Source organism: Pseudonocardia adelaidensis (assembly GCF_039543345.1).
Lineage (GTDB): Bacteria > Actinomycetota > Actinomycetes > Mycobacteriales > Pseudonocardiaceae > Pseudonocardia > Pseudonocardia adelaidensis.
Genome location: NZ_BAABJO010000006.1, coordinates 1 through 25,725, shown reverse-complemented (window position 1 = coordinate 25,725; position 25,725 = coordinate 1). Strand labels below are relative to the sequence as shown.

At 72.8% G+C, this 25,725-nt stretch carries 21 protein-coding genes; 11 read left to right on the top strand and 10 right to left on the bottom strand.

The genetic code is table 11. From position 1 onward, the window contains the following. Positions 1–3: 3 nt before the first annotated feature. Positions 4–411, top strand: coding sequence for a ChaB family protein (locus ABEA81_RS09170; RefSeq protein WP_345604452.1), 408 nt, complete (start codon positions 4–6; stop codon positions 409–411). A 54-nt stretch (positions 412–465) separates the two neighbouring features. Here ABEA81_RS09170 and fgd read toward each other — a convergent pair whose 3' ends face one another. Beyond that, positions 466–1,482, bottom strand: a complete 1,017-nt coding sequence (fgd, locus tag ABEA81_RS09165) for a glucose-6-phosphate dehydrogenase (coenzyme-F420) (protein ID WP_345604451.1) — start codon at positions 1,480–1,482, stop codon at positions 466–468. A gap of 147 nt (positions 1,483–1,629) precedes the next feature. Between fgd and ABEA81_RS09160 the strand changes: the two genes are divergently transcribed. Both ABEA81_RS09160 and ABEA81_RS09155 read left to right on the top strand, forming a co-directional pair. Then, positions 1,630–3,405: an ABC transporter ATP-binding protein gene (locus tag ABEA81_RS09160; RefSeq protein ID WP_345604450.1), complete on the top strand. Its 1,776-nt coding sequence runs from the start codon at positions 1,630–1,632 to the stop codon at positions 3,403–3,405. Then, positions 3,402–5,267 carry an ABC transporter ATP-binding protein gene (locus tag ABEA81_RS09155; RefSeq protein WP_345604449.1) on the top strand — a complete coding sequence of 622 codons (1,866 nt, stop codon included), beginning with the start codon at positions 3,402–3,404 and terminating at the stop codon, positions 5,265–5,267. The genes ABEA81_RS09160 and ABEA81_RS09155 overlap by 4 nt, the downstream gene beginning before the upstream one ends. A 66-nt stretch (positions 5,268–5,333) precedes the next feature. On the opposite strand, the gene ABEA81_RS09150 is transcribed toward ABEA81_RS09155, so the two are convergent. From ABEA81_RS09150 to ABEA81_RS09125, 6 genes are read right to left on the bottom strand one after another with little or no spacing between them, the layout of a single operon-like run. Next, the gene (locus ABEA81_RS09150; protein ID WP_345604447.1) at positions 5,334–6,095 is read right to left on the bottom strand and encodes a fumarylacetoacetate hydrolase family protein; all 762 of its coding nucleotides are present in this window, start codon (positions 6,093–6,095) and stop codon (positions 5,334–5,336) included. Between the two features lie 25 nt (positions 6,096–6,120). Next, entirely contained in the window at positions 6,121–7,167 is a 1,047-nt protein-coding gene (locus ABEA81_RS09145) for an ABC transporter substrate-binding protein (RefSeq protein WP_345604445.1), read from the bottom strand. A gap of 40 nt (positions 7,168–7,207) precedes the next feature. Further along, positions 7,208–8,065 carry an ABC transporter permease gene (locus ABEA81_RS09140; protein WP_345604444.1) on the bottom strand — a complete coding sequence of 286 codons (858 nt, stop codon included), beginning with the start codon at positions 8,063–8,065 and terminating at the stop codon, positions 7,208–7,210. Then, the gene (locus tag ABEA81_RS09135) at positions 8,062–8,910 is read right to left on the bottom strand and encodes an ABC transporter permease (protein WP_345604442.1); all 849 of its coding nucleotides are present in this window, start codon (positions 8,908–8,910) and stop codon (positions 8,062–8,064) included. The genes ABEA81_RS09140 and ABEA81_RS09135 overlap by 4 nt, the downstream gene beginning before the upstream one ends. After that, positions 8,907–9,728, bottom strand: coding sequence for an ABC transporter ATP-binding protein (locus tag ABEA81_RS09130; protein ID WP_345604441.1), 822 nt, complete (start codon positions 9,726–9,728; stop codon positions 8,907–8,909). The genes ABEA81_RS09135 and ABEA81_RS09130 overlap by 4 nt, the downstream gene beginning before the upstream one ends. Then, positions 9,725–10,393, bottom strand: a complete 669-nt coding sequence (locus ABEA81_RS09125; RefSeq protein WP_345604440.1) for a GntR family transcriptional regulator — start codon at positions 10,391–10,393, stop codon at positions 9,725–9,727. Before ABEA81_RS09125 ends, ABEA81_RS09130 begins: the two co-directional genes overlap by 4 nt. Before the next feature lie 106 nt (positions 10,394–10,499). Between ABEA81_RS09125 and ABEA81_RS09120 the strand changes: the two genes are divergently transcribed. The 4 genes from ABEA81_RS09120 to recQ all read left to right on the top strand — a co-directional run bounded on the left by ABEA81_RS09120 (position 10,500) and on the right by recQ (position 16,323). Then, the gene (locus ABEA81_RS09120; protein ID WP_345604439.1) at positions 10,500–11,264 is read left to right on the top strand and encodes a GntR family transcriptional regulator; all 765 of its coding nucleotides are present in this window, start codon (positions 10,500–10,502) and stop codon (positions 11,262–11,264) included. A 124-nt stretch (positions 11,265–11,388) separates the two neighbouring features. After that, a complete protein-coding gene (locus tag ABEA81_RS09115) occupies positions 11,389–13,401 on the top strand; it encodes a translation factor GTPase family protein (protein WP_345604438.1) in 2,013 nt (670 codons plus the stop codon). A 106-nt stretch (positions 13,402–13,507) separates the two neighbouring features. Beyond that, a complete protein-coding gene (locus ABEA81_RS09110; RefSeq protein ID WP_345604437.1) occupies positions 13,508–14,293 on the top strand; it encodes an SAM-dependent methyltransferase in 786 nt (261 codons plus the stop codon). A gap of 170 nt (positions 14,294–14,463) precedes the next feature. Then, positions 14,464–16,323 carry a DNA helicase RecQ gene (gene recQ / locus ABEA81_RS09105; RefSeq protein WP_345604436.1) on the top strand — a complete coding sequence of 620 codons (1,860 nt, stop codon included), beginning with the start codon at positions 14,464–14,466 and terminating at the stop codon, positions 16,321–16,323. Positions 16,324–16,363: 40 nt separating this feature from the next. Here the strand turns inward: recQ and ABEA81_RS09100 are convergent, their stop codons facing one another. The 3 genes from ABEA81_RS09100 to ABEA81_RS09090 form a co-directional block, all read right to left on the bottom strand. After that, on the bottom strand, positions 16,364–16,954 hold the full coding sequence (locus ABEA81_RS09100) for a GTP-binding protein (RefSeq protein ID WP_345604434.1): 591 nt from the start codon (positions 16,952–16,954) through the stop codon (positions 16,364–16,366). Further along, positions 16,944–17,318, bottom strand: a complete 375-nt coding sequence (locus tag ABEA81_RS09095) for a DUF742 domain-containing protein (RefSeq protein WP_345604433.1) — start codon at positions 17,316–17,318, stop codon at positions 16,944–16,946. Before ABEA81_RS09095 ends, ABEA81_RS09100 begins: the two co-directional genes overlap by 11 nt. 274 nt (positions 17,319–17,592) lie before the next feature. Beyond that, a complete protein-coding gene (locus ABEA81_RS09090) occupies positions 17,593–20,034 on the bottom strand; it encodes a GcvT family protein (RefSeq protein ID WP_345604432.1) in 2,442 nt (813 codons plus the stop codon). A gap of 53 nt (positions 20,035–20,087) precedes the next feature. Between ABEA81_RS09090 and ABEA81_RS09085 the strand changes: the two genes are divergently transcribed. From ABEA81_RS09085 to ABEA81_RS09070, 4 genes are all read left to right on the top strand, one after another. Next, positions 20,088–21,011 (top strand): phosphotransferase, encoded by a 924-nt coding sequence (locus tag ABEA81_RS09085; RefSeq protein WP_345604431.1) that lies wholly within the window; start codon positions 20,088–20,090, stop codon positions 21,009–21,011. A gap of 46 nt (positions 21,012–21,057) precedes the next feature. Next, positions 21,058–23,430, top strand: a complete 2,373-nt coding sequence (locus ABEA81_RS09080) for an amino acid permease (RefSeq protein WP_345604430.1) — start codon at positions 21,058–21,060, stop codon at positions 23,428–23,430. A gap of 112 nt (positions 23,431–23,542) precedes the next feature. Continuing rightward, positions 23,543–24,886: a glutamine synthetase family protein gene (locus ABEA81_RS09075; RefSeq protein ID WP_425570497.1), complete on the top strand. Its 1,344-nt coding sequence runs from the start codon at positions 23,543–23,545 to the stop codon at positions 24,884–24,886. After that, positions 24,867–25,601 carry a gamma-glutamyl-gamma-aminobutyrate hydrolase family protein gene (locus ABEA81_RS09070; RefSeq protein ID WP_345604428.1) on the top strand — a complete coding sequence of 245 codons (735 nt, stop codon included), beginning with the start codon at positions 24,867–24,869 and terminating at the stop codon, positions 25,599–25,601. The genes ABEA81_RS09075 and ABEA81_RS09070 overlap by 20 nt, the downstream gene beginning before the upstream one ends. Positions 25,602–25,725: the final 124 nt, after the last annotated feature.

Here is a 25,725-nt window from a genome sequence, read left to right as displayed (position 1 = left end):
CGGATGCCGGGCAAGGACGCGATGCCGAGCACGGTGGAGCGCTCGGACGACAAGGCCAAGCGCACGTGGGTGGAGACCTACGACTCGGCGATGGAGACCTACGGCGACCAGGGCGGCCGCGCCCGCCGCGTCGCGTTCGCCGCGCTCAAGCACACCCACGAGAAGGTCGGCGACCACTGGGAGCCCAAGGGCCGCAAGGGTGCGTCGGACGAGCAGGCCGCCGGCCCCGGCCGCAAGCAGAGCAAGCCGACCGCGGGCGGCGTCGACGCCAACGCCCCGAAGTCGCACCTGATGGACGTCGCGAAGAAGCTCGACATCCGCGGCCGCTCGTCGATGAAGAAGGACGAGCTGGTCGACGCCATCAAGAAGGCGAACGACCGCAAGACCGAGAAGTCGCGCGGCAAGAAGTGACCCACCCGTGAGCGGATACGGGTGCCCGAGCACCCGTATCCGCTCACGAGGCCGTCAGGCGGCCAGTGCACGCAGGCGCGGCAGGACGTCCTCGGCGAACTGGGACAGGAAGCGCTCCTGGTCGTGCCCGGGGCCGTGGAACACGAGGTGGTTCAGCCCGGCGTCGACGTAGGGCTTGATCTGCGCCACGGCCTCGTCCGGGTCGGAGGCCACGATCCAGCGCTTCGCCACCTGCTCGATGGGCAGCTCGTCGGCGAGGCGTTCCATCTCCACGGCCGAGTGGACGCTGTGCTTCTGCTCGGCCGTGAGCGAGAGCGGCGCCCAGAACCGGGTGTTCTCCAGCGCCTGCTGCGGGTCGCGGTCGTAGGACAGCTTGATCTCGATCATCCGGTCGACCTCCGCGGCGTCGCGCCCCGCGGCCGCCGCGCCCTCCTCGACGGCGGGGATGAGCTTGTCGGTGTACAGGTCCATGCCCTTGCCGGAGGTGCAGATGAAGCCGTCGCCCGAGCGGCCCGCGTACTTGGCCACCACCGGGCCGCCCGCGGCCACGTAGACCGGTACCGGCTGCTCGGGCCGGTCGTAGATCGTGGCCCCGACGGTGCGGTAGTACTCGCCCTCGAACGACACCTCCCCCTCGGTCCAGAGCTCGCGCATCAGCCGGATCGACTCGCGCAGCCGGGCGAACCGCTCCTTGAACTCCGGCCACTCCCGGCCGGACACCGCGATCTCGTTGAGCGCCTCGCCGGTGCCGACGCCGAGCATCACGCGGCCCGGGTACAGCAGGCCCAGGGTGGCGAACGTCTGGGCGAGCACCGCCGGGTTGTAGCGGAACGTCGGGGTGAGCACGGAGGTGCCGACCAGCACGCGCGACGTGCGCTCCCCCACCGCCGCGAACCACGCGAGCGACGCGGGCGCGTGCCCGCCCTCGTGGCGCCACGGCAGGAAGTGGTCCGACGTCACGACGCTGTCGAGCCCCACCTCCTCCGCGCGCACGGCGTACTCCACCAGGTCCCGGGGCGCGAACTGCTCCGCGGACGCCTTGTAGCCGATCCTCAGTTGTCCTGCCGCCACGACGGTTCCTTCCCCTACGATCTTCTGCTGTTCCCAGCCTGCCACTTCCACCGGACTGGACTTCAACCCGTGTGGAGGTGGTTGCGTCTCTCCCGTGGGACAACTCGGGTGCGCGGGCCGCCATGCCGTTCTAGCGTCGATCGAGCCATGACGGAGCCGCCGCCCGCACGGGCCTCCCTTTCCACCCTCCGCCGCCTCGCCCCCTACGTCCGCCCGCATCGCCGGGCGCTGCTCGGGGGCGGTGCGGCGGCGCTCGCCGGCACCCTGTCGGGCCTGACGATCCCGCTGGTCACACGCGCGATCGTCGACGGTCCCATCGCGCGGGGCGACGCGGGCTCCCTGCCGTGGCTGGTGCTGGGTGTGCTCGGGCTCGGTGTACTGGAAGCCGCGCTGATGTTCCTGCGCAGGCGCCTGGTGGCCCGGCCCAGCACCGGCATCGAGGCCGCGCTGCGCACCGACCTGTTCGCGCACCTGCAGCGGTTGCCGGTGGCCTTCCACGACGGGTGGCCGTCCGGGCAGCTGCTCTCGCGCGCCACGGCCGACCTCACCACGATCCGCTGGTTCGTCGCGTTCTCCGGCATCTTCCTCGTGGTCAACGTGCTCACGGTGCTGGTGGGCATCGGCGTGCTGCTGTGGCTGTCGGTGTGGCTCGGGGCCGTCATCGCGGTCACCGCCGTGCCGCTGCTCGTCCTCACGGTGCTGCTGGAGCGCCGGTTCTCCGTCGCCGCCCGCCGCGCCCAGGACCAGGCGGGCGACCTCACCACCGCCATCGAGGAGTCGGCGCTCGGGATCCGGGTGCTCAAGTCCCTCGGCCGGGGGCGGCGCTTCACCGAGCGCTTCGTGGCCGAGGCACGCGGCCTGCGGGGCACCGAGCTGCTCAAGATCCGGCTCATCGCCGCGCTGTGGGCGGTGCTCGTGCTGCTGCCCGAGTCGGCGATCGCCGTGGTGCTCGGGCTGGGCGCGTGGGGCGTGGCGGGCGGTTCCCTCACGATCGGCACGCTCGTCGCGGCCGTCACGGTGATGACCTACCTGTACTGGCCGATCGCGTCGCTGGGCTGGCTGCTGGCCGAGGCGAGCAACGCCGCGGCCGCGACCAGGCGCTACTGGGAGGTCCGCGACGTCGCACCGGACATCGTCGACCCCGCCGACCCGCAGCCGCTGCCGCACCCGGTGCGCGGCGCCCTCGAGCTGCGCGGGGTGCGGTTCCGCCACCCCGGCGGCGACCGGGAGATCCTGTCCGGCGTCGACCTCGCCGTGCGGCCCGGCGAGACCATGGCACTGGTCGGGGCCACGGGGTCCGGCAAGACCACCCTCACCGCGCTCGTCACCCGTCTGCACGACGTCACCGGCGGCGCGGTCCTGCTCGACGGCGTGGACGTGCGCCGGCTCCGGCTGGCCGACCTGCGCACCGCTGTCGCCACGGCGTTCGAGGACCCGGTGCTGATCTCGGCGAGCGTGCGGGAGAACGTGCTGCTCGGATCCCCCGGCTCCTCCGACGAGCAGGTGTGGGACGCACTGCGCGTAGCCAGCGCCGACGGGTTCGTCGCCGCGCTGCCGTGGGGCCTCGACACCCGCATCGGCGAGCAGGGCATGTCCCTCTCGGGTGGACAGCGCCAGCGGCTCGCCCTGGCCAGGGCCGTGGCCGGGCACCCGCCGGTGCTCGTGCTCGACGACCCGCTCTCCGCGCTCGACGTGCACACCGAGGCCGAGGTGGAGGCCGCGTTGCGCCGGGTGCTGGGCGGGGTCACGGCGCTGGTCGTGGCGCACCGGCCGTCCACCGTGCAGCTGGCCGACCGGGTGGCCCTGCTCGACGACGGCCGGATCGCCGCGGTGGGCACGCACAGCCAGCTGCTCGCCACCGTCCCGGAGTACCGCAGGTTGCTGGCCAGCAGCGACGAGGACCGCGAGGAGGTGGGGGCGTGACACCGACGGACACCGGGGCCGGCACGGAGGACGAGGCCTGGCGCGGGATCGCCGAGGAGGACGACGAGGCCGACGCCGTCGACGACCGCACGGGGCTGCGGTTGCAGGCGCGGGCCCGCCGGCTCGTCGCGGAGCTGCTGCGGCCGCACCGGCGCGCGGTGGTGCTGGCCGCGGTGCTCCTCGTCGCCGAGAACGCGGTCGTGCTCGCCGGCCCGCTGATGGTGGCGTACGCCATCGACACCGGCGTGCCGGCCGCGCTCGGCGGGCGGCCGGGCCCCCTCGCGGCGGCCATCGGCGGGTACGCCGCCACCGGGATCGCCGGCGCCGGGCTGCGCTCGGCGTTCCTCCTGCTGTCCGGGCGCATCGGCCAGGACCTGCTGCTGGACGTCCGCGAGCGGCTCTTCGCCCACGGGCAACGGCTGTCGCTGGACTTCCACGAGTCGTTCACGTCGGGCCGGTTGATCTCGCGGCTCACCAGCGACGTCGATGCCCTCTCCGACCTGCTCGAGAAGGGCCTCGACGGGCTGTTCGGCGCGCTGCTGTCGCTGGTCGGGATCACGGTGCTGCTGGTGTGGATCGACCCGCTGCTCGCGGCCGTGGTGCTGGGAGGGTTCGTCCCGCTGCTGCTGGTCACGCGCTGGTTCCAGCGCCGGTCCCGGGCCAGCTACCGGCGCACCCGCAGCACCGTGGCCCGGGTGATCGTGCACTTCGTCGAGTCGGTCAACGGGGTCCGGGCCGTGCAGGCGTTCCGCAGGGAACCCCGCAACGACGAGATCATGCACGGCCTCGCGTCCGCCCACCGCGACGCCACCGCCACCGCGTTCCTCACGGTCGCCTGGTACGTGGCCGCGGTCCGGCTCGTCGGCAACGCCACGCTGGCCATCGTGCTGCTGCTCGGCGGGCTCCGCGTCGTCGACGGCACGCTCGCGCTCGGGGCGCTCACCGCGTTCGTGCTGTACCTGCGCCGCTTCTACGACCCGCTCGACGACCTCGCCCAGTTCTTCAACGCCTACCAGTCGGCCGCCGCGGCGCTGGAGAAGATCGCGTCGGTGCTGGACACGCCGGTCGGGGTGCCCGATCCGGAGCGCCCGGTGCCGCTGCCCCGCCCGGTGCGCGGTGAGCTGGAGTTCGACCGGGTGCGGTTCGCCTACCAGCGGGCACCCCAGCGCACCGTGCTGCCGGAGTTCTCACTGCGGGTGCCGGCCGGGCAGACCGTCGCGCTCGTGGGCGCCACCGGTGCCGGCAAGTCGACCCTCGCCAAGCTCGCGGCGCGCTTCTACGACCCCACCGGGGGCACGGTGCGGCTCGACGGCGTCGACCTGCGCGACATCACCGACGCCGACCTGCGCTCCGCACTGGTGATGATCACCCAGGAGGCCTTCCTGTTCTCCGGCTCGGTCGCCGAGAACATCGCGATGGGCCGGCGGGCGGGCGGGGTGCCGTCCCGCGCCGAGATCGTCGCCGCCGCAGCAGCCGTGGGGGCGCGGGAGTTCATCGAGGCGCTGCCGGACGGCTTCGACACCGACGTCCGCAAGCGCGGCGGGCGGCTGTCGGCGGGCCAGCGCCAGCTCGTGGCGCTGGCGAGGGTGGTGCTCGCCGACCCCGCCGTCGTGCTGCTCGACGAGGCCACCTCCTCGCTGGACATCCCGTCGGAGCGGGCGGTGCAGGCGGCGCTCGAGACGGTGCTCGCCGGGCGCACGGCGCTGATCATCGCCCACCGCCTCTCGACCGTCCTCGTCGCCGACCGGGTGCTGGTGGTGTCCGACGGCCGGATCGTGCAGGACGGCCCGCCGGAGGTGCTCCTGGCCGAGGACGGCGAGTTCGGCAAGCTCCACGAGGCGTGGCGGGCGAGCCTGGCCTGATGTCAGCAAAGCCACTTCCACGACCTCTGGCGTCATGCAGGTGGCTCTGCTGACACGCCGGTGGGGCTACTCGGCGACCACCCTGTTCGTCAGGGCGCCCAGGCCCTCCACCTCGACCGTGATCGTGTTGCCCGGCTCCACCGACCGGACGCCCTCCGGCGTGCCGGTGAGGATCACGTCGCCGGGCTCGAGGGTGGTGAACCGGGTGATGTACTCGATGAGGAATGGGATCGGGAAGATCAGGTCCTTGGTGCGGCCGTCCTGGCGGCGCTCGCCGTCCACCGTGCAGGAGACGCCGACGTCGGCCGGGTCGAAATCGGTGTCGACCCACGGCCCGATCGGGCAGAAGGTGTCGAACCCCTTGCCGCGGGTCCACTGGCCGTCCGAGCGCTGGATGTCGCGGGCGGTGACGTCGTTGCCGCAGGTGTAGCCGCCGATCACGGCCCAGGCGTCGGCGGCCGCGACGTTCCGCGCGGTGCGCCCGATCACGAGCACGAGCTCGGCCTCCGGGTCGACGCGCTGCGACAGCTGCGGGTACACCACGTCGGCGCCCGGCCCGACCACCGCGGCGGGCGGCTTCAGGAACAGCAGCGGCTCCGCCGGCACGGCGTTGCCGAACTCCTCGGCGTGGGAGCGGTAGTTGCGCCCGACGCACAGCACGGTGCGCGGGGTCACCGGGGCGAGCAGCGACACGTCGGCCAGGGAGCCGACCTCCTGCGCGGTGGGCCGCAGACCGGCGAAGGGCGTGCCCTCGGCGGCCAGCACGACCCCGTCGTCGAGGACGCCCCACGCGGCGCCGCCGGTCGTCCCGTAGCGAACGATCTTCACCGGATGTCCTTCCTGGTCATGCTGGTCAGCACTGGTTGTACGCGTTGGTCCACAGCGCGCCCTCGGCGGGGTCGCCCGCCGAGTCCGTGATCTGCACGTCGTGCATCACGGTGAGCGTGGTCTGCACGGCCGCGGCGTCGAAGCAGCCGTCCGCGGAGAGGGCGGGCGCGAGCGCCTCGAGCGTCTGCTGCAGCACCGGGAGATCGCCCGCCGACATCCGGTCGACGATCTTCTCGGCCGCGGCCCGCGGGTCGGCCAGCACCTGCCCCATGGCCGAGTTCAGCGCACGGCTGAACGCGCGGGCGGCCTCCGGGTTCGCGTCCGCCCACTCCCGGTTGGCGGCGAACCCCGTGTAGGCGAAGTCGGCGAACGTCGGCACGTCACCCGAGGGACCGTCGATGAGCACGGTGCCGAACCCCTCGGCCTGCGCGACGTACGGCGTCGGCGGGGAGAGCTGGTAGGCGTCGATCTGGCCGGTCTCCAGCGCCGCCAGCAGCGACGCGCCGTCACCGATCGCGATGATCTCGGCGTCGCGCTCCGGGTCGAGACCGGCCTCGCGCAGGTAGTAACGCATGTACTTGTCGCTCGCGGCCCCCGGGGACGTCACGCCGAGCCGCAGTCCCTTCAGCGCCGCGAAGCGCGCCTCGATCGGCGACTCGCGGCTCACCCCCCGTTCGCGCGCGACGTCCGGGTTCATCACCAGCGTGAACGTCACCCGCCGCACGAGGTTGTGCACCATCACCAGGCTGTCCTCTCCTTCGGCGGACAGGGTGGCCAGGTCGTCGAAGCCCAGGTCGGCGTACTGCGAGCTGCCGGAGATCGCGGCCGGCACCCCGTCGGCACCGCTCTGCAGCTCGACGATCGTGACGTCGAGGCCCTCGCGCTCGAAGAGCCCGTCCTTCTCGGCGATGTAGAGCGGGGCGAGGAAGGCGCTCGGCAACGACGACACGGTGATCGCGGTGCGGCCTCCCTCCCCCGGCGCTGCGCCGCCCCCGTCCCCGCCGCACGCGCCGAGCGTCAGCGCCATCGCCAATGCGCCACCCAGAACTGCGGAACGCCGTTGTCCTCGCATGATCACTCCTGTCGATGGGGTTGGTCCGCAGCGTTGATCTTCACCGGCCGTCGGCCGCCTGCGGCACGTCGACGTCCGGCTGCCAGCGCAGCGCGTTCCGCAACGGGCGCAGCAGCAGGTTCATCAGCAGCACGATCACGCTGAGCGAGAGCACGCCGGCGAGCACGCCCGCCGTGGAGTAGCTCGACGCGGCGGCGCGCGTGAGGTAGCCGAGCCCGCGGTTGGACGAGATGAACTCGCCGGTGACCGCGCCGATCATCGCCGCGGGCAGGGTGATCCGCAGTGCGGCCAGCACGAACGGGAGGGCACTGGGCAGCAGGACCGTGCGCAGCTGGTCCCGCCGCGACGCGCCCATGACCCGGGTGACGTCGAGCAGGCCGGTGGGCACCTGCTGGAAGCCCGCCACCGTGTTGATGAAGACGATGAAGAACACGAAGTAGGCGGCGATGAGGACCTTCGGCGTCATCCCGATCCCGAACCAGAGTATGAACACCGGGCCCATCGCGACCGCCGGGATCGAGTACGCCACCAGGAAGTACGGCTCGGTGATCCGGTGGACGGTGCGCAGGACGGCGAGCGGCCACGCCACCAGCACGGCCGCGACCGCGCCGAGCACGTAGCCGAGTACGGCGGCCGTCACCGTGAAGGCGCCGTGGTAGCCGAGCTCCCCGGAGACGGCCCAGTCCACGAGCGTCGCGGCCACGTCACCGGGCGAGCTCACGTAGAACGAGCGGATCAGGGTGCCGGAGGCGAGCTCCCATCCGGCGAGCGCGACGACGACGATGCCGAGCCGCGCAGCCACGAGGAACCGGCGCTCGGCGGCGCGGTCGGCGTGGTGGGCGCGGCGGGTGGCGTCGAGGACGGCCGTGCCCGCCGGGGTCGGTTCGTGGGCCCTCATCCGTGGACCCGTCCGCCGTGCCAGGGCGAGAGCCGGCCCTCCACGAACCTGAGCAGCCCGTTGGCCGCCATCACCACGGCCGCGATGATCACGATCCCGGCGAACACGGTGGCGATGTCGAACTCGCGCGACGCCCGGGCCACCAGGTATCCCAGGCCCTGCGTGGAGGCCACGAACTCCGACAGCAGCGCGCCCTCGATCGCGCGGGTGACGGTGATCCGGATGCTCGCGACGATCGCGGGTGCCGCCGAGGGCAGGGTGACCTTCACCAGCAGGTCGCGCCGGCTCGCGCCGAACACCCGGCACACCTGCAGCAGCCCGGGCCGCACCTCGCGGATGCCGGTGGCCGTGTTCACGAACACCACGAAGTAGACGAGCAGCGCCGCCATGACGATCTTCGGCGTCGTGCCGAGGCCGAACCACAGGATGAACAGGGGGGCGAGGGCGATCTTCGGGATCGAGTAGAACCCGACCAGGAACGGCTCGAAGACCGCGTACCCGCGCCGGGTCTGCGCCAGCGCGAACGCGCTCGCCAGGCCCAGCACCGAGCCGATCGCGAACCCGACGGCCGCCTCGCCGAGCGTGACCCCGACGTGCCGGACGATCTCGCCCTCCGCCGCGAGCTCGCCGACCCGGCCGGCGATCGTGGCCGGGTCGCTCACGTACCGCGGGTTCACCAGGTGACCGAGGCCGAACTGCCAGAACAGCAGGATGGCCGTGCCGAACGCCGCGGTGCCCGCCCACAGCACCGCCCGCTCCGACCGCACGCGCCTGCGGTCCGCCGCGGCGGTGCGGGCCAGCACCGCTTCACCCCGCCCGACGTCGGGGGCGACGGTGGCGGTCATGGTGCGCCGCCGCCTATCTCCGCACGGATGTCCGCCCACAGCGCCTCGTGCAGCTCGCCGAACCCGGGCGTCTCGTGGATGCGGAACGGATCGCGCGGGCGCGGGATCTCGACGCGGTACTCGCGCTTCACCGTGCCCGGGTTGGCCGTGAACACCAGGATCCGGTCCGACAGCGCGATCGCCTCGACCAGGTCGTGGGTCACGAACAGCACGGTCGGGCGAGAACGCTGCCAGAGCTTGAGCAGCTCGGCCTGCAGGATCACCCTGGTCTGCGCGTCGAGCGGGCCGAAGGGCTCGTCCATGAGCACGACGTCGCTGTCGTACACCAGCGTGCGGATGATCCCGGCCCGCTTGCGCATGCCCCCGGACAGCTCGTGCGGGTAGTGCTCCTCGAAGCCGGCGAGCCCGACCAGCTCGATGAACTCGCGGGCCCGCCCGCGGCGCTCGGCACGCTGCACGCCCCGCATCTCCATGCCGAGTTCGACGTTGCCGGCGAGCGTGCGCCACGGCAGCAGGTTGTCCTCCTGCGTGATGTAGCCGACCGCGGTGTTGACCCCGCGCACGGGACGCCCCTGGTGCGTGACGGTGCCCTCGGACGGGGTGGCCAGCCCGGCCACCATGTTCAGGCAGGTCGACTTCCCGCAGCCGGACGGACCGACGAGGCTCACGAACTCGCCCGGCCGCACGTCGAACGCGACGTCCTGCAGGGCCAGCACCGGCTCGCTGCGCCGCCCGCGTGCCACGAACGCCTTGTAGACGTGGTCGAACCCCACCGCGACGGTCTGCACGTTCTCGCCGACCTTCTCCGCCGTGCTCACGCCGTCTCCCCGCCCACCGTCGGTTGCTCCTCGGCCAGCAGGGTGCTGACGGTGTCGCCCACCGAGCGCTTGTGCCACAGCGCCAGCGCCGCGGCGCGCTTGGGATCCCGCGCCCGCAGTGCGTCCATGATCCCTTCGTGCTCGGACTGCGAGGCGGCCAGCCGCTCCGGCACCATGCGGAAGACCCGCTGGAAGCCGGAGTGGCGCTGCCAGATGTCCATGGTCAGCTCGCGGAGCATCTCGTTGCCGCAGGCTCCGACGATCGTCGCGTGGAACTCGCGGTTGAGGTCCGAGAAGCCGGGGCCGTCCTGCGCCCGCACGGCCGCGCGCATCCGCACCATGAGCTCGTCGAGGACCTGCAGCTCGGCGTCGGTGATGCGCTCGGCGGCCAGGCCCGTGGCGATGCTCTCGAGGTGGCCGCGGATGAAGTAGGTCTCCTCGATCTCCCGGGCCGTGAGGGTGGTGACCCGCGCGCCCCGGTACGGGATCATCTCGACCAGCCCGTCGCGCTCCAGCATCCGCAGCGCCTCGCGCACCGGGATGTCGCTGGTGTCGTACTCGTTCGCCAGCTGGCGCAGAACCAGGCGGGTGCCCGACAGGATCTCGTTGGACAGGATCCGCTCACGCAGCGCGCGATAGATCGTCTGCGACTTCAGGTCGGACACGAACCATCCCCTTGTGGCCTCCGTCACTCCGACCATATCAGATATTTACACCCGCGCGCGCTGCGTTCCGCCCCCGGTCCGGCCCGATAGCGCTTACCCTGGGCGGATGTCGGCAGAGCTGCTCGGGCGCGCTCCCGCGCTGGAACGCCACAACGGCGTACCGGCGCACGCCCAGATCGAGCGGTGGCTCATGGAGGAGATCACCGCGGGCTCGATCTCGGCGGGCGACCGGCTGCCCGGGGAGCGCGAGCTCGCCGCCGCGCTGCAGGTGAGCCGGATGACCCTGCGCCAGGCCCTCGACGGGCTCGCGCGCCGGGGCGTGCTCATCCGCACCCCCGGACGCTCGGGCGGCGCCTTCGTCGCGGAGCCCCGGATCGACTGCGACCTCACCGGCGTCGCGGGCTTCACCGAGCAGATGCGGCGCGCGCACCGGAGGGCCGGCGCGGAGATCATCACCGCGCGCACCATCGAGGCCGAGGGGCCCGTGGCGCAGGCGCTGCGGCTCGCGCCGGGTGCCCCGGTCTACGAGCTGGTGCGCGTCCGTTCCGCCGACGGGGCGGCGCTGGCGCTGGAGCGCTCGTGGCTGCCGGCCGACCGGCTGCCCGGCCTGCTCGGCCACCCCTTGACGGGGTCGATCTACGAGCTGCTCGCCGACGAGTACGGGCTCGCCCCGCACACCGCCGTGGAGTACCTCGAACCCGTGAGCGCCGATCCGGCCGAGGCGGCCGCGCTCGGCGTGGTCCGCGGCACGGCCCTCATGGGCGTGGAACGCACGGCGCTCTCGGTGGGCGCCCTGCCGGTCGAGTACGCCCGCGACCTGTACCGCGCCGACCGCGTGCGGCTCATGGTGCGCACCGAGGTACGGCGCTAAACCGGTTGCCGCCCCAGCGGGTGCTGGGCTGTACTCCCCCACTGATCGACGAGAGGGAGTCCCGCGATGCGAGCTGCGTTCACGTCCACCCCCGCCGCTTCCGCATCGCCGAAGGACATGACGCTTGGCTCGCACGCTCAACCTCGGAATCGTCGCCCACGTCGACGCCGGTAAGACCAGCCTCACCGAGAGGCTGCTGTACGACGCCGGGGTGGTCGACCGCATCGGCAGCGTCGACGAGGGCAGCACCCAGACCGACACGGGCGACCTCGAACGCAGGCGCGGCATCACGATCCGCTCCGCCGTCGTGTCGTTCCGCATCGGGACCGGGCCCCGCCCGGTCCCGGTCAACCTGATCGACACGCCCGGCCACCCCGACTTCATCGCCGAGGTGGAGCGGGTGCTCGGCGTGCTCGACGGCGCGGTGCTCGTGCTGTCGGCCGTCGAGGGTGTGCAGGCGCAGACCCGCGTGCTCATGCGCACGCTGCGGCGGCTGCGGATCCCGACCCTGCTGTTCGTCAACAAGATCGACCGCATGGGCGCGGACGTCGACCGCGTGCTGGCCGACGTCGACAGGCGGCTGACGCCCGCGGCCGTCGCGATGGTGGGTGTGCGGGACGGCGAGGTGCTCCCCCACGGCCCGGACGACGCCGGGTTCACCGCGCGCCTCGCCGAGGTGCTGGCCGAGAACGACGACGCGCTGCTGGCCGATTACATCGGCGCTACGTACCTCGACGACACTGCCCAGCTCGACGGCGGGCTGTCCTGCGAGCGCATGCACCGCGAGCTCGTGGCGCAGGTCGCGCGGGCGCAGGTGTACCCGGTGTTCGCCGGGTCGGCGATCACCGGCGCGGGCGTCGACGCGCTGACGGCCGGCATCGCCGGGCTGCTGCCCGCGTCCGACGGCGACCCGGACGGGCCGCTCTCCGGCACGGTTTTCAAGATCGAACGAGGTCCGGCGGGCGAGAAGGTCGCCTACGCGCGCCTGCACTCCGGCACCCTCCGCGTGCGGGACCGCCTCGACGCCGGTGGCGGCAAGGTCACGGCGCTCGCCGCCGTCGAGGGTGGCAGGCCGGTCCGGCGGCAGGCGGTCACCGCGGGCGAGATCGCCACGCTGCGGGGGCTGCCCGACATCCGGGTCGGCGATCCCATCGGCGTTCCCCGGCCCGGCGCCCCTGCCCGCCAGTTCGCCCCGCCGACCCTCGAGACGGTGGTGGTGCCGGCCACGCCGGCCGAGCGCGGAGCGCTGCACGCCGCGCTCACCCTGCTCGCCGAGCAGGACCCGCTGATCGACCTGCGCCACGACGGCCGGGAGATCGCCGTGTCGCTCTACGGCGAGGTGCAGAAGGAGGTCGTGCAGGCCACGCTCGCCGAGGAGTTCGGCATCGAGGTCGAATTCCGCGAGTCCACCACGATCTGCGTGGAGCGGCCGGCCGGGGTGGGTGCCGCCGCGGAGGTCATGAAGGTCGAGCCCAACCCGTTCCTCGCCACGGTCGGGCTGCGCGTGGAGCCGGGCCCGCTCGGATCGGGTGTGGTGTTCCGGCTGGGCGTCGAGCTCGGGTCCATGCCCTACGCGTTCTTCGTCGCGGTCGAGGAGACCGTCCGCGAGACGCTGCACCAGGGGCTGCACGGCTGGCAGGTGCTCGACTGCACGGTGACCATGACCCGCTCCGGGTACGCGCCGCGGCAGAGCCACGCCCACGCGACCTTCGACAAGAGCATGTCGAGCACCGCCCGCGACTTCCGCCACCTCACGCCGCTGGTGCTGATGAGCGCGCTGCAGCGGGCCGGCACGACGGTGCACGAGCCGGTGCACCGCTTCCACCTCGAGGTCCCCGCCGACACCTACGGCGCCGTGCTGCCGGTGCTCTCCCGGTTCCGCGCGGTTGCGCACGCGCCCGTCGTGCACGGCGCGGACCTCCGGCTGGACGGCCTCGTCCCCGCGGCCTCCGTGCACGGGCTGGAGCAGCTCCTCCCCGCCCTGACCCGCGGGGAAGGCGTGCTGGAGCACGAGTTCGACCACTACGAGCCGGTGACCGGGCCGGTGCCGCAGCGCCCCCGCACCGACGACGACCCGCTGCACCGGAAGGAGTACCTCCTCCGCGTGGAGCGCCGGGTGCGGGCCCATCGGTCGTAGCGGGGGACGTGCGACCTCGACCGGTGATCGGCCGGCGCGGCCGGGACGTGCGGAGCGCATAGGATCTCCGAGACCACTCGACGAGGAGCACCGGGACGACAGCGCGATGGACCTGGCGATCGACCGCGCCCATGGCGCCCGCATCTACGACTACATCCTCGGAGGCAAGGACAACTACGCCGTCGACCGGGCGGCCGGTGACGCGTCGCTGCGGCTCTGGCCCGCGCTGCGCGTGCACATGTCGGAGAACCGGAGCTTCATGCACCGGGTCGCCCGCCACCTCGCCGAGCGGGGCGTGCGCCAGTTCCTCGACATCGGCACCGGCATCCCCACCTCGCCCAACCTCCACGAGGTCGTGCAGGCGGTCGCGCCGGACGCCCGGATCGTCTACGTCGACAGCGACCCGACGGTGCTCGCCCACGCCAGGGCGCGCATGACCAGCACACCGGAGGGCCGCACCGCCTACGTCTGCGCCGACATGCGCGAACCGGACACCGTCCTGAACGCCCCACAGCTGCGCGCCACCCTCGACCTCGGCGAGCCCGTCGGCCTCACCCTCATCGCGGTCCTGCACTTCATCGCGGAGGACGACCTCGCGCACCAGGTCGTGCAGCGGCTGGTCGATGCGCTGGCGCCGGGCAGCTTCGTGGGCGCGTCCATCGCCACCGACGACTTCGCCCCCGTCCCCCTCGCACAGGTCCAGCACGTGTACGAGGCGTACGGCGAGACGGTCCGGTGGCGCTCGAAGGCCCAGGCCGAGAAGTTCTTCGCCGGGCTCGAGATCCTCGACCCCGGGATCGTGCAGATCCACAAGTGGCGGCCGCAGCGCGGGACCGCCCCGATCGCCGACGCGGACATCGCGATGTACGGCGCGGTGGCCCGCAAGCCCTGAACGAGCCACCCCGACGCGGACGTCACGCACCGACGCCGGCGCCCGCACCGCAACTGCAGTCGGTGTGCCGGCACCACGACCGGTGTGCGAGCGGCACCGCCCCTCGATCTCTCGCCCCGGGCCGTCCGGTTCGGGCCCGCGCCGTCGGACGGTGCCCCTACGATCGCCGGGTGCCCGATGCCCGGACCGCAGATCCCGCCCCCGAGTCCAGTGCGGCAGCTCCGCTCGACGTCCTGCGCCGGGTCTTCGGCTACGAGTCGTTCCGCGGCCAGCAGGCGGAGATCATCGAGCACGTCTGCGGCGGCGGCGACGCGCTGGTCCTGATGCCCACCGGTGGCGGGAAGTCGCTGTGCTACCAGATCCCGGCGCTGGTGCGCGCGGGCGTCGGCGTGGTGGTGTCCCCGCTCATCGCGCTGATGCAGGACCAGGTCGACGCGCTGCGGGCGTTGGGCGTGCGCGCCGGGTTCCTCAACTCCACCCAGACCCTCGAGGAGCGCCGCGACACCGAGCGGGCCTTCCTCTCCGGTGAGCTCGACCTGCTCTACCTCGCCCCCGAGCGGCTGCGCGTCCCGTCCACCATGAGCCTCCTCGACCGCGGCCGGGTCGCGCTCTTCGCGATCGACGAGGCCCACTGCGTCGCGCAGTGGGGCCACGACTTCCGGCCCGACTACCTGGCGCTTTCCGAGCTGCACGAGCGCTGGCCCGACGTGCCCCGCATCGCGCTCACGGCCACCGCCACCGAGGCCACGCACGCCGAGATCGCGCAGCGTCTCGACCTGCGCCCGGGGGAGCGGGCGCGGCACTTCGTCGCGAGCTTCGACCGACCGAACATCCAGTACCGGATCGCGCCGAAGGACGAGCCGCGCCGCCAGCTGCTCGACCTCATCCGCACCGAGCACGCGGGCGACGCCGGCATCGTCTACTGCCTGTCCCGCAACTCCGTGGAGCGCACCGCCGAGTTCCTGGCGGCCCAGGGCCTGGTCGCACTGCCGTACCACGCCGGGCTCGACGCGGGCACCCGCGCGGCCAACCAGGCGCGGTTCCTGCGCGAGGACGGCGTGATCGTCGTGGCCACGATCGCCTTCGGCATGGGCATCGACAAGCCCGACGTGCGCTTCGTGGCCCACCTCGACCTGCCCAAGTCCGTCGAGGGCTACTACCAGGAGACCGGCCGCGCGGGTCGCGACGGGCTGCCGTCCACCGCGTGGCTCGCCTACGGGCTCGCCGACGTCGTCCAGCAGCGGAAGATGATCGAGGAGTCCGACGGCGACCGCGACCACCGCCGCAAGCTGGCCCAGCACCTGGACGCGATGCTCGCGCTCTGCGAGACCGTCGAGTGCCGCCGCACGCAGCTGCTCGCCTACTTCGGTCAGCGGGGTGCACCCCCGTGCGGCAACTGCGACACCTGCCTGGTGCAGCCCGAGTCCTGGGACGGCACGGTGGCGGCCCAGAAGATCCTCTCCACGGTGTTCCGGCTCGACCGCGAGCGGCGGCAGAAGTTCGGTGCCGGGCAGATCATCGACATCCTGCTGGGGCGGCGCACGGCCAAGGTCGAGCAGTTCGACCACCACTCGCTCACCGTCTTCGGGATCGGCACGGAGCTCGGCGAGGGCGAGTGGCGCACGGTGCTGCGCCAGCTCGTGGCCCGCGGGCTGCTCGCGGTCGAACCGCGGCACCAGACGTTCGTGCTCACCGAGGAGAGCCGCCCCGTGCTGCGCGGCGAGCAGCAGGTGATGTTGCGACGCGACCCGCAGCGCCAGGCCCGCCGGGCCCGGCCGGCCGGATCTTCGGCGGCGCAGCCGGCACTCGCCCCCGAGGCGGCCCCGCTGTTCGAGCGCCTCCGGACGTGGCGCGGCGCCACCGCCAAGGAGCAGGGCGTGCCCGCCTACGTGATCTTCCACGACGCCACGCTCCGCGAGATCGCCTCCCGGCGCCCGGCCTCGCTCGCCGAGCTGGGCGCGGTCAGCGGCGTCGGGGAGACCAAGCTGGCCCGCTACGGCGAGCAGGTGCTGCAGGCCCTCACCGACTGACCGCGCTCATCGACCGGGCGGGCTCATCGACCGGCCGGGCTCACCGCGCGACCGGGGGGAACCGCACCACCACCGAGCGGTCCAGCGCGTGCTCGACGAGCCGGATCACCGTGGCGAGGCACGAGCCACGCACCCGCGCGTCCGTCGGCAGCACCGGCACGTCGCCCCGCAGCCCGAGCGCGTCGTGGACGTCCGCGGGCCGGAACCGGTCGGCGCCGGGGAACCCGTTCACGGCCACGACGAACGGGATGTCGCGGCTCTCGACGAAGTCCACGGCCGCGAAGGAGATCTCGATCCGGAGCGGGTCGACCAGCACCACTGCGCCGACGGCGCCCCGCGCGAGCTCGTCCCACATGGAGGAGCGGCCCTGCGCCGGCATGCCGAGCAGGTAGAGGACGTGCGAGTCGCCGACGCCGACCCGGGCGACCTCCAACGCCGCCGTCGTGGTGGCGGTGGCCCGGCCCGCGGGGAGGTCCCCCACGGGCGCCACCGTGACGTACCGGTCGGTGGACGGCGGCGCGAACTCCGACACGGCCCGCACGAACGTCGTCGTGCCGACACCGGCCCCGCCCACCACCACGACCTTCAGCGGGGTCGGAACCGGCTCGTGCAGCCTGTGGTCAGGGGACACGCAGGCCGTCCAGCAGCCGGGCGAGCACGGAGGCGCTCGGGCACCCGCCCGGCGGAGCGTGCACCTCGAGGAACCCGCCGTCGACGAGGTCGCCGACGATCCCGCGCACCACCGCCAGCGGCACCGCGAGCGCCGCACCGATCTCGACGAGCGACACCGGCCGCCCGGCCAGCTCGACGATCCTCCGGGGATCGGCGTCCAGGCCGTGGCCCCACCGGGCGCGGGCGGTGGTGGTGACGAGCGACTCCATCGGGAGCGCGCGCCCGCCCCGGCGCACGCGAGCCCCGGCGACGGCGGGGAGGGTGGCGACCCCGTGCCGCGGCCCCTCGTGGGCTCCGCGCCCGGGTGGCTCGACGCCCCTCACGGTTCCGGACCCGGGTGCATGATCGATGGCAGAACTCCAGACCGAGCGAAGCATCCGCATTCTCCACGGCTGAGCTGATGGGGAGCGGAGCGCGCGTGGTCGGGGTCCGGGACAGCCCGGGAACGACGTCACGGTGACACCGGTGTCACCGTGGGCGGACGATCTCGGGCAAGCGCGCTCACGGGAACAGCGCATGGTAGTCGCCACAGGGCCGCGAGTTGTTACACCGGGTGCCCGTGATCTCTACAATTAGTACACCCGGGTGAAGATCGAATCAGGCGCGGATGCGCGCGCCCGTCGGGTCGTAGAGCGGGCTCGCGGCCACCGTCGCCTGCTCCCACGTGCCGTCCACCTGCACGTCGAGCTCGGCGCCCTCGGCGGTGCCCGCCGGCAGGTAGGCGTCCGCGATCGAGCGGGCCACCGTGTAGCCGTAACCGCCGGACGTCACCTGCCCCACCACCTCGCCGGCCAGTCGCACCGGCTCCCCGCCGAGCGCCACCGCGCGCGGGTCGTCGAGCAGGAGGCAGCGCAGCGTGCGGGCGGGCCCCCGCTCGCGGGCGGCGAGCAGCGCGGCGCGCCCGACGAACTCCCCGTTCCGGCGGACGGCGAAGCCCAGCCCCGCTTCGTCGGGCGTCGTCTCGGGGGTCACGTCCGCTCCCCACACCCGGTAGCCCTTCTCCAGCCGCAGGCTCTCGATCGCCCGGTAGCCGCACGGCCGGACGCCCGTGTCGGCGAGCGTGCGCCACAGCGCGGCGCCGTACTCGGTGGGGCAGTACAGCTCCCAGCCCAGCTCGCCCACGAACGTCACCCGCGCCGCGCGCACCGGCACGTCGCCCACGGTGGTCTCGCGCATCGTGCCGAACGGGAAGTCGGCGTTCGTCAGCGACACGGGGGTGAGCGGGTCGAGCAGGTCCCGCGCCTGCGGGCCCCACAGCCCGAAGCACGCCTCGGCGCCCGTGACGTCGGCCAGCCGCACCGACGCACCCGTCAGCCGGGCCCGGCGCCGCAGCCACCCGAGGTCGTGCGTGCCGAACGCGGTGCCGGTGACCACGAGGAACTCGTCCGCGGCCAGCCGGGTGACCGTGACGTCCATCTCGATGCCGCCGCGGTCGTTCAACGCCTGGGTGTACACCACCGCGCCCGGCGCCCGGTCCACCCGCCCGGCGAAGACGTGCGCGCAGAAGGCGGCCGCGTCCGGGCCGCTGATCGAGATCTTCGCGAAGGAGCTCTCGTCGAACAGCCCCGCCGCCTCGCGCACGGCGCGGTGCTCCGGCTCGACGCACGGCGACCAGTGCCGGCCGGCCCAACCGCGTGGCCGCAGCTGCTCCGAACCGGGTTCCGAGTAGTGGTTCACCCGCTCCCACCCGGCCTTCTCGCCGAACACCGCGCCGTGTGCCGCGTGCCACGGGTAGGCGGGCGAGGTCCGCAGCGGCCGCCCAGCGGCGCGCTCGGCCGCCGGGTAGCGGATGTCGTAGTAGCTCTCGTAGTTCTCGACGGTGCGGGAGAGGGTGTAGCCGGGCGAGCGGTAGTGGCGGCCGAAGCGGCGCACGTCCATGTGCCACAGGTCCATGCCCGGATCGCCGTCGAGGATCCAGTCGGCCATCACGCGCCCGATCCCGCCTGCACCGGCGATCCCGTGCGCGCAGAACCCGGCGGCGACGAAGAACCCGGCGACCTCGGTCTCGCCGAGGCAGAACTCGTTGTCCGGGGTGAACGCCTCCGGGCCGTTGATCATCGTGACGATGCCGGTGTCCACCAGCGCCGGGACCCGGACCTGCGCGTTCTCGATGATCTCGGAGAACCGGTCCCAGTCCGGGGAGAGCAGCTTGCCGTTGAAGTCCGCGGGCACGGCGTCGTAGGAGCTCGCGGTGGCGGTCCACGGCGCCGACTGCCGCTCGTAGCCGCCCATGACGAGGCCGTCGACCTCCTGGCGGTAGTAGACGAGCAGATCGGGGTCGCGCAGCGACGGCAGCGGCCGGTCCGCCGGCATCGAGCCGGCCGGCAACGGCGCCGTGACGACGTACTGGTGCGACATCGGCACCACCGGGATCCGCACCCCCGCGAGCCGCCCGATCTCGGCCGCGAACATCCCGCCGCAGTCGACGACGACCTCGCACTCGACGTCGCCCTGGTCCGTCCGGACGCCGGTGACCTGGCCATTCGTCGTATTGATCGCGACGACACGGCTTCGTTGTGCGATCGTGACTCCGTTCGCCCTGGCGAGCGCCGCGAGGGCGTAGCACAGGCGCGAGGGGTCGACGTGCCCGTCGGTCGGCGTGTACGCCGCGCCGAGCACGCCGTCCATGCTCATCAGCGGAAACAGCTCCCGGGCCTCCCCTGCGGAGATCAACTCCAGGGGCAGTCCGGACCGGGCCGCCCACCCGGCCTGGCGGCGGATCTCCTCCAGGCGCTCGGCTGAGGACGCGAGCCGCAACGACCCCGACTCCACCCACCCGGGAGCGTGCTCCCCACCCCCGGCCTCGAGCTTGCGGTACAGCTCGGCGGAGTACACGTTCATCCTGGTCAGGGCCGGATCCGAGCGCAGCTGCCCGACGAGGCCCGCCGAGTGGAACGTCGATCCGCTGGTCAGCTCGGAGCGCTCGAGCAACAGGACATCCCGCTCGCCGCGCTCCGCGAGGTGGTAGGCCACACTGGCGCCGCCCACCCCTCCACCGATGATCACGATGCGGGCACGGCCGGGCAACACGTCTGGCATGAACCGCACCTTACGGTCTAGACCGTATTTGACGCGACTTCTACCATCCCCCAGTGGAGTTGACCACGACAGTGCTCGATCCGGACCTGGAAGCCCTGCTCGACACGATTCCGTGCACCGCGCGACACCCCCGCACCGTCGTGGATCTGCCTGGTGGTCTCACCAACCGCAACCTGAAGGTCACCAACGGCGACGGCACGTGCGTGGTGCGGATCCCGGCCGCCGGCAAGAGCCTGCTGGGCATCGATCGTGACGTCGAGCACGCCAACTCGGTGGCCGCCGCCGAGGCCGGGGTGGGCGCGCCGGTGCTGCACTACCGGCCCGGCGACGGTCTCGCCGTCGGCTTCCTGCCCGGCCGGACGCTCAGCGACGCCGACCTGCACCGGCCCGACGTCCTGCACCGCGTCGCCGCCGCCTGCCGGCAGCTGCACTCGGGGCCCCGGTTCGTCAACGACTTCGACATGTTCGAGGTGCAGGCCGGCTACCGGCGGATCGTGGCCGAGCACGGCTTCCGGCTCCCGGCGCGCTACGACGAGTTCGCGCCGATCGTCGCCCGGATCCGGGAAGCGCTCGGAGCCCGCACCGACACCGTGCCCTGCAACAACGACCTCCTCGCCGAGAACCTCCTCGACGACGGCGAGCGGGTGCGCATCATCGACTACGAGTACTCGGGCAACAACGACCCGTGTTTCGAGCTGGGCAACATCTGGAGCGAGGCGACGCTGCCACTCCCCCTGCTCGACGACCTCGTCACGGCCTACTACGGGCGACGCCGCCCGCGGCAGGTCGCGCGGGCGCGCCTGTTCGCCCTGATGTCGCAGTACGGCTGGACACTCTGGGCGTCCATACAGGACGGTTCCAGCCCCCTGGACTTCGACTTCTGGTCCTGGGGCATGGAGAAGTACGACCGCGCCGTCGCGGCCTTCGACGGACCCGACCTCGAGCACCTGCTCGTGGCGGCCTCCCGACCCGACTAGACCCACAACCTCCTGAACCACCCCCCTGAACCTCCGAGGAGCCCCCGTGGCCGCCACCGAGGGTGCCCAGCGCACCGATGACGAGGCGATCCTGCATCGCCTCGGCTACGCCCAAGTGCTGTACCGGGAGATGGGCGGGTTCTCGAACTTCGCCATCTCGTTCACGATCATCTCGATCCTCGCGGGCTGTCTGACGTCGTACTACATCGCCTTCAACAACGGTGGCCCGATCGCCATCACCTGGGGCTGGCTGATCGTCGGGGCCTTCTGCGTGCTCGTCTCCATGTCGATGGGCGAGATCGCCTCCTCGATGCCGACCGCGGGCGCGCTGTACTTCTGGGCTTCCAAGCTCGGCGGGCCCGCGTGGGGCTGGTTCACGGGCTGGTTCAACCTGGTCGGCCAGATCGCCGTCACCGCCTCCATCCAGTACGGGTCCGCACTCTTCGCAACGGCTCTGCTGAACCTGTGGTTCCCGGACGCCGTCGGCACCGACACCGGGGCCGTCTTCATCACGTTGACGGTCATCGTCGCGCTGCAGCTCGGGCTCAACCTGCTCAACGTCAACCTCCTCGCCCTGCTGAACACGGTCTCGGCGTGGTGGCACATGGTCGGCGTCGTCGTGATCGTGGGCATCCTGGCCGTGATCCCGGACAACCACCAGTCCGCCGGGTTCGTGTTCGGCGAGGTGATCAACAACTCCGGGTTCTCCGACACGGCCATCGTGTTCGTCTTCGGCCTCGGTCTGCTGATGGCGCAGTACACGATCACCGGCTACGACGCCTCCGCGCACATGAGCGAGGAGACGCGGCAGGCGTCGCGCGCCTCCGCGCTCGGCATGGTGATGTCCGTCGTCGTGTCCGTGGTGTTCGGCTTCATCCTGCTGGTCGCTGTGACGTTCGCGGTCCCCGACGTGCAGGGCACCCTCGACGCCGCCGGCAACGCGGTCGTCTACATCTGGACCGAGTCACTCGGCGAGACGTGGGCGGAGTTCCTGCTGTTCATCGCCGTGGTCGCCCAGCTCTTCTGCGGTACGGCGTCGGTGACGTCGGCCTCGCGGATGATGTTCGCCTTCTCCCGGGACCGGGCGGTGCCGTTCTCCACGCTCTGGCGCAAGGTCGCCGCCAACCGGGTGCCGGTCAACGCCGTCACCGCGATCTCGGTTCTCGCCTGGGCCCTGATGATCCCCACGCTCGCCAACGGCGTCGTCGGCTACGCGGTCGGCACCTCGATCGCCGTCATCGGCCTCTACATCGCCTTCGCCCTGCCGATCATCCTGCGCATCAAGGCGGCCGAGAGGTTCGAGAAGGGCGCCTGGAGCCTCGGGGACCACTACAAGTGGATCGCCCCCGTCTCCGTGGCGTGGATCGCGCTCGTCTGCGTGCTGTTCCTCATGCCGCTCTCGCCCAAGGGCATCCCGGGCGCGGAGGACTTCTCCTGGGAGTCGGTGAACTACGCCCCGATCACCGTGTTCGGCGCGCTCGTCCTGTTCGGCGGCTGGTACCTGCTCTCGGCCCGCAACTGGTTCACCGGGCCGGTGCGCGAGGCCGGCAGCGAGGAGGAGCTGCAGAGCATCGAGAAGCAGCTCGACGCTGAGGCGCACCGCCACACCGGCCCCGGTGCGGCGACGGCGGCCACGGCCGCGGCAGCCACCGCGACGGCGGTCGCGGTCGCGGAGAAGGACGACGAGGCCGACGAGGCCGAGCCGGCGTCGAAGACCGAGGCCGAGCCGGCGTCGAAGACCGAGGCCGAGCCGGCGTCGAAGACCGAGCCGGACGGGGATGCCGACGGCGACGAGCCGACTGCGACGAGCGGGGCCGCCGAGGCCGACCCGGGTCCGGCGGCGGAAGGTGCGACGACGGAGGAGACCCCGGCGAGCGCGGACAGCACCGGTCCGGCGGACGAGGACGCAGAGGCCACGGCCACGAGCGACACGGCCACGAGCGACACGGCCACGAGCGATACGGCAGTCGCGGCAGACACGGCCACGAGCGACACGGCCGTCGCGGCTGACGCGGCCACCGACGACGCGCCGGCCGCGGCGACGCCGTCCACCACGGAGGCCGCCCAGGAACCCGTCGCCGACGCGGGCACCGGGACGCCCGTCACGGCCGATGAGCCCGGCGACCGGCCCGACGAGGAGGGTGGGGCGTCCTCCTCGGCCGCTCCGGCCGCGGCCGGGGAGGAGGCCGACGCGGACGCGGCAGCCACCGCCGACGAGGCCGCGGGCGCACCGGTCACCACCGAGGCGGAGCCCGCCCAGGCGGACCCGGACCTGCGGGCCCAGCTGAAGGAGGAGCTCAAGGCGGAGCTGAAGGCCGAACTCCGGGCCGAGCTGCTCGAGGAGCTCCGCCGCGAGGCCACCACCAACGGCTCCGTGCCGACGAGCACCACCGGCACCGACGCCGGCGCGTCGGCGTAGAAAGGGCGCACGACCGCAAGGCGAACCGCACTCCCCACCGGTCGACCTCCGGCGGGAGTGCGGTTCGTCGTGAACCGCTCCACCCGGAAGGACTCCCATGGCCCGCCCCGGCATGCTCACCCTCGAGCAGCTGCGCACATCGGTCGAGGACGGCGCGATCGACACCGTCCTCGTCGCGTTCACCGACATGCAGGGCCGCCTGCAGGGCAAGCGGTGCGCCGCCCGGTACTTCCTCGACGAGGTCGTGCCGCACGCCGCGGAGGCGTGCAACTACCTGCTCGCGGTCGACGTCGAGATGAACACCGTCGACGGCTACGCCATGTCGAGCTGGGAACGCGGCTACGGCGACTTCGTGCTCGTCCCGGACATGACCACGCTGCGCCTGGTGCCGTGGCACGAGGCCACCGCGCTCGTCCTGTGCGACGTGCGGTGGGCCGACGGCACACCGGTCGTCGCGTCGCCGCGGCAGATCCTGCGCGCCCAGCTCGACCGGCTCGCCGCGCACGGGCTCGCCGCCGACGTGGGCACGGAGCTGGAGTTCATGCTGTTCGCCGACTCGTTCGACACGGCGTGGCGCAAGGCCTACCACGACCTCGAGCCGGCCAACCTCTACAACGTCGACTACTCGATGATCGGCACCTCCCGGGTCGAGCCGCTGCTGCGGCGCATCCGCAACGGGATGGCCGGGGCGGGGATGGTCGTCGAGTCGGCGAAGGGCGAGTGCAACCTCGGCCAGCACGAGATCGCGTTCCGCTACGCCGACGCGCTCACCACCTGCGACAACCACTCGATCTACAAGACGGGTGCCAAGGAGATCGCCGACCAGGCCGGCATGGCGCTGACCTTCATGGCCAAGTACGACCAGCGCGAGGGCAACTCCTGCCACATCCACATCTCGCTGCGCGGCGAGAACGGGCCGGTGTCGGCGGGGGAAGGCGAGCACGGCTTCTCGACGCTGTTCTCGCACTTCGTCGCCGGGCAGCAGGCCTGCCTGCGCGAGCTGACCTACCTCTTCGCCCCGAACATCAACTCCTACAAGCGCTACGCCGAGGGCAGCTTCGCGCCCACCGCCGTCGAGTGGGGCCTGGACAACCGCACGTGCGCGCTGCGGGTGGTGGGACACGGCCCGTCGCTGCGGGTGGAGAACCGGGTGCCCGGGGGCGACGTGAACCCCTACCTCGCGGTGGCGGCGCTGATCGCGGCGGGTCTGCACGGCATCGAGAACGAGCTCCCGCTCAGCCCGCCGTTCGCCGGCAACGCCTACCAGGCCGACGGGCTCCGCGTGCCGACCACGCTGCGCGAGGCGGCGCACCTGTTCGCCGGGTCCAAGGTGGCGGAGACGGCGTTCGGCACCGAGGTGGTCGAGCATTACAGCAACGCCGCGCGCGTGGAGCTCGCCGCGTACGACGCGGCGGTGACCGACTGGGAGCGCAGGCGTGGGTTCGAACGGCTCTGACCCGCCACGCCCCGTCGTCGGGATCACGGCGTACGGGGAGCACGCCCGCTACGGGGTCTGGGACAACGAGTCGGTCCTGCTCCCCCGCACCTACCCGGACGTCGTGATCGCGGCAGGCGGAGTGCCGGTGCTGCTGCCGCCGGTCCCGGAGTCCGCGGCCGCGGTGGACCGCCTCGATGCCGTCGTGCTCGCCGGCGGGCCGGACGTCGGCCCCGACCGCTACGGCGCGGCCCCGCACCCGCGCACCGGGGCGCCGCGGCCCGATCGGGACGGCGCCGAGCTCGCCGTGCTGCACCGGGCCCTCGAACGCGGGATCCCGGTCCTGGGCGTGTGCCGGGGCGCGCAGATCCTCAACGTCGCCCTCGGCGGCACGCTCGTGCAGCACGTGCCCGACGTGGTGGGCCACTCCGGGCACAACCCCTCCCCCGGTGTCTTCGGCACCGTCGAGGTGGCGCTGGAACCGGGCAGCCGCGTCGGTGCCGCCCTCGGCCCGGTGGCGACGGTGCGCTGCCACCACCACCAGGCCCTCGACCGCCTCGCGGACGGCCTCGTGGTGACCGGCCGCGCCGCCGACGGCCTGGTGGAGGCGGTGGAGCGGTCGGGCGCCCCGTGGGTGGTCGGCGTCCAGTGGCACCCGGAGGAGGTGGCGACGGACGTGCGCCTGATGACAGCACTGGTGAGGGCGGCGGCCCAGAACCGCACCACAGCTCCGTAGTGCTGTTCTCCGGCGGCTAGTGCCCCCCGCCGGAAGTCCGCCGAATAATTCGGCGGCCCAGCCCCACGCTGCGCGCACCGGCCGACGTCCCGAGTACGCCCGGTACGAGGGCCGCCGCCCGGCA

Excerpts from the sequence above, each read along its gene's own strand:
- ABEA81_RS09160 (WP_345604450.1), top strand. The coding sequence starts at position 1,630 with ATGACGGAGCCGCCGCCCGCACGGGCCTCCCTTTCCACCCTCCGCCGC.
- ABEA81_RS09110 (WP_345604437.1), top strand. The coding sequence starts at position 13,508 with ATGGACCTGGCGATCGACCGCGCCCATGGCGCCCGCATCTACGACTAC.
- ABEA81_RS09145 (WP_345604445.1), bottom strand. The coding sequence starts at position 7,167 with ATGCGAGGACAACGGCGTTCCGCAGTTCTGGGTGGCGCATTGGCGATG.
- ABEA81_RS09135 (WP_345604442.1), bottom strand. The coding sequence starts at position 8,910 with ATGACCGCCACCGTCGCCCCCGACGTCGGGCGGGGTGAAGCGGTGCTG.
- ABEA81_RS09170 (WP_345604452.1), top strand. The coding sequence starts at position 4 with ATGCCGGGCAAGGACGCGATGCCGAGCACGGTGGAGCGCTCGGACGAC.
- ABEA81_RS09090 (WP_345604432.1), bottom strand. The coding sequence starts at position 20,034 with ATGCCAGACGTGTTGCCCGGCCGTGCCCGCATCGTGATCATCGGTGGA.
- ABEA81_RS09120 (WP_345604439.1), top strand. The coding sequence starts at position 10,500 with ATGTCGGCAGAGCTGCTCGGGCGCGCTCCCGCGCTGGAACGCCACAAC.
- ABEA81_RS09140 (WP_345604444.1), bottom strand. The coding sequence starts at position 8,065 with ATGAGGGCCCACGAACCGACCCCGGCGGGCACGGCCGTCCTCGACGCC.
- ABEA81_RS09075 (WP_425570497.1), top strand. The coding sequence starts at position 23,543 with ATGCTCACCCTCGAGCAGCTGCGCACATCGGTCGAGGACGGCGCGATC.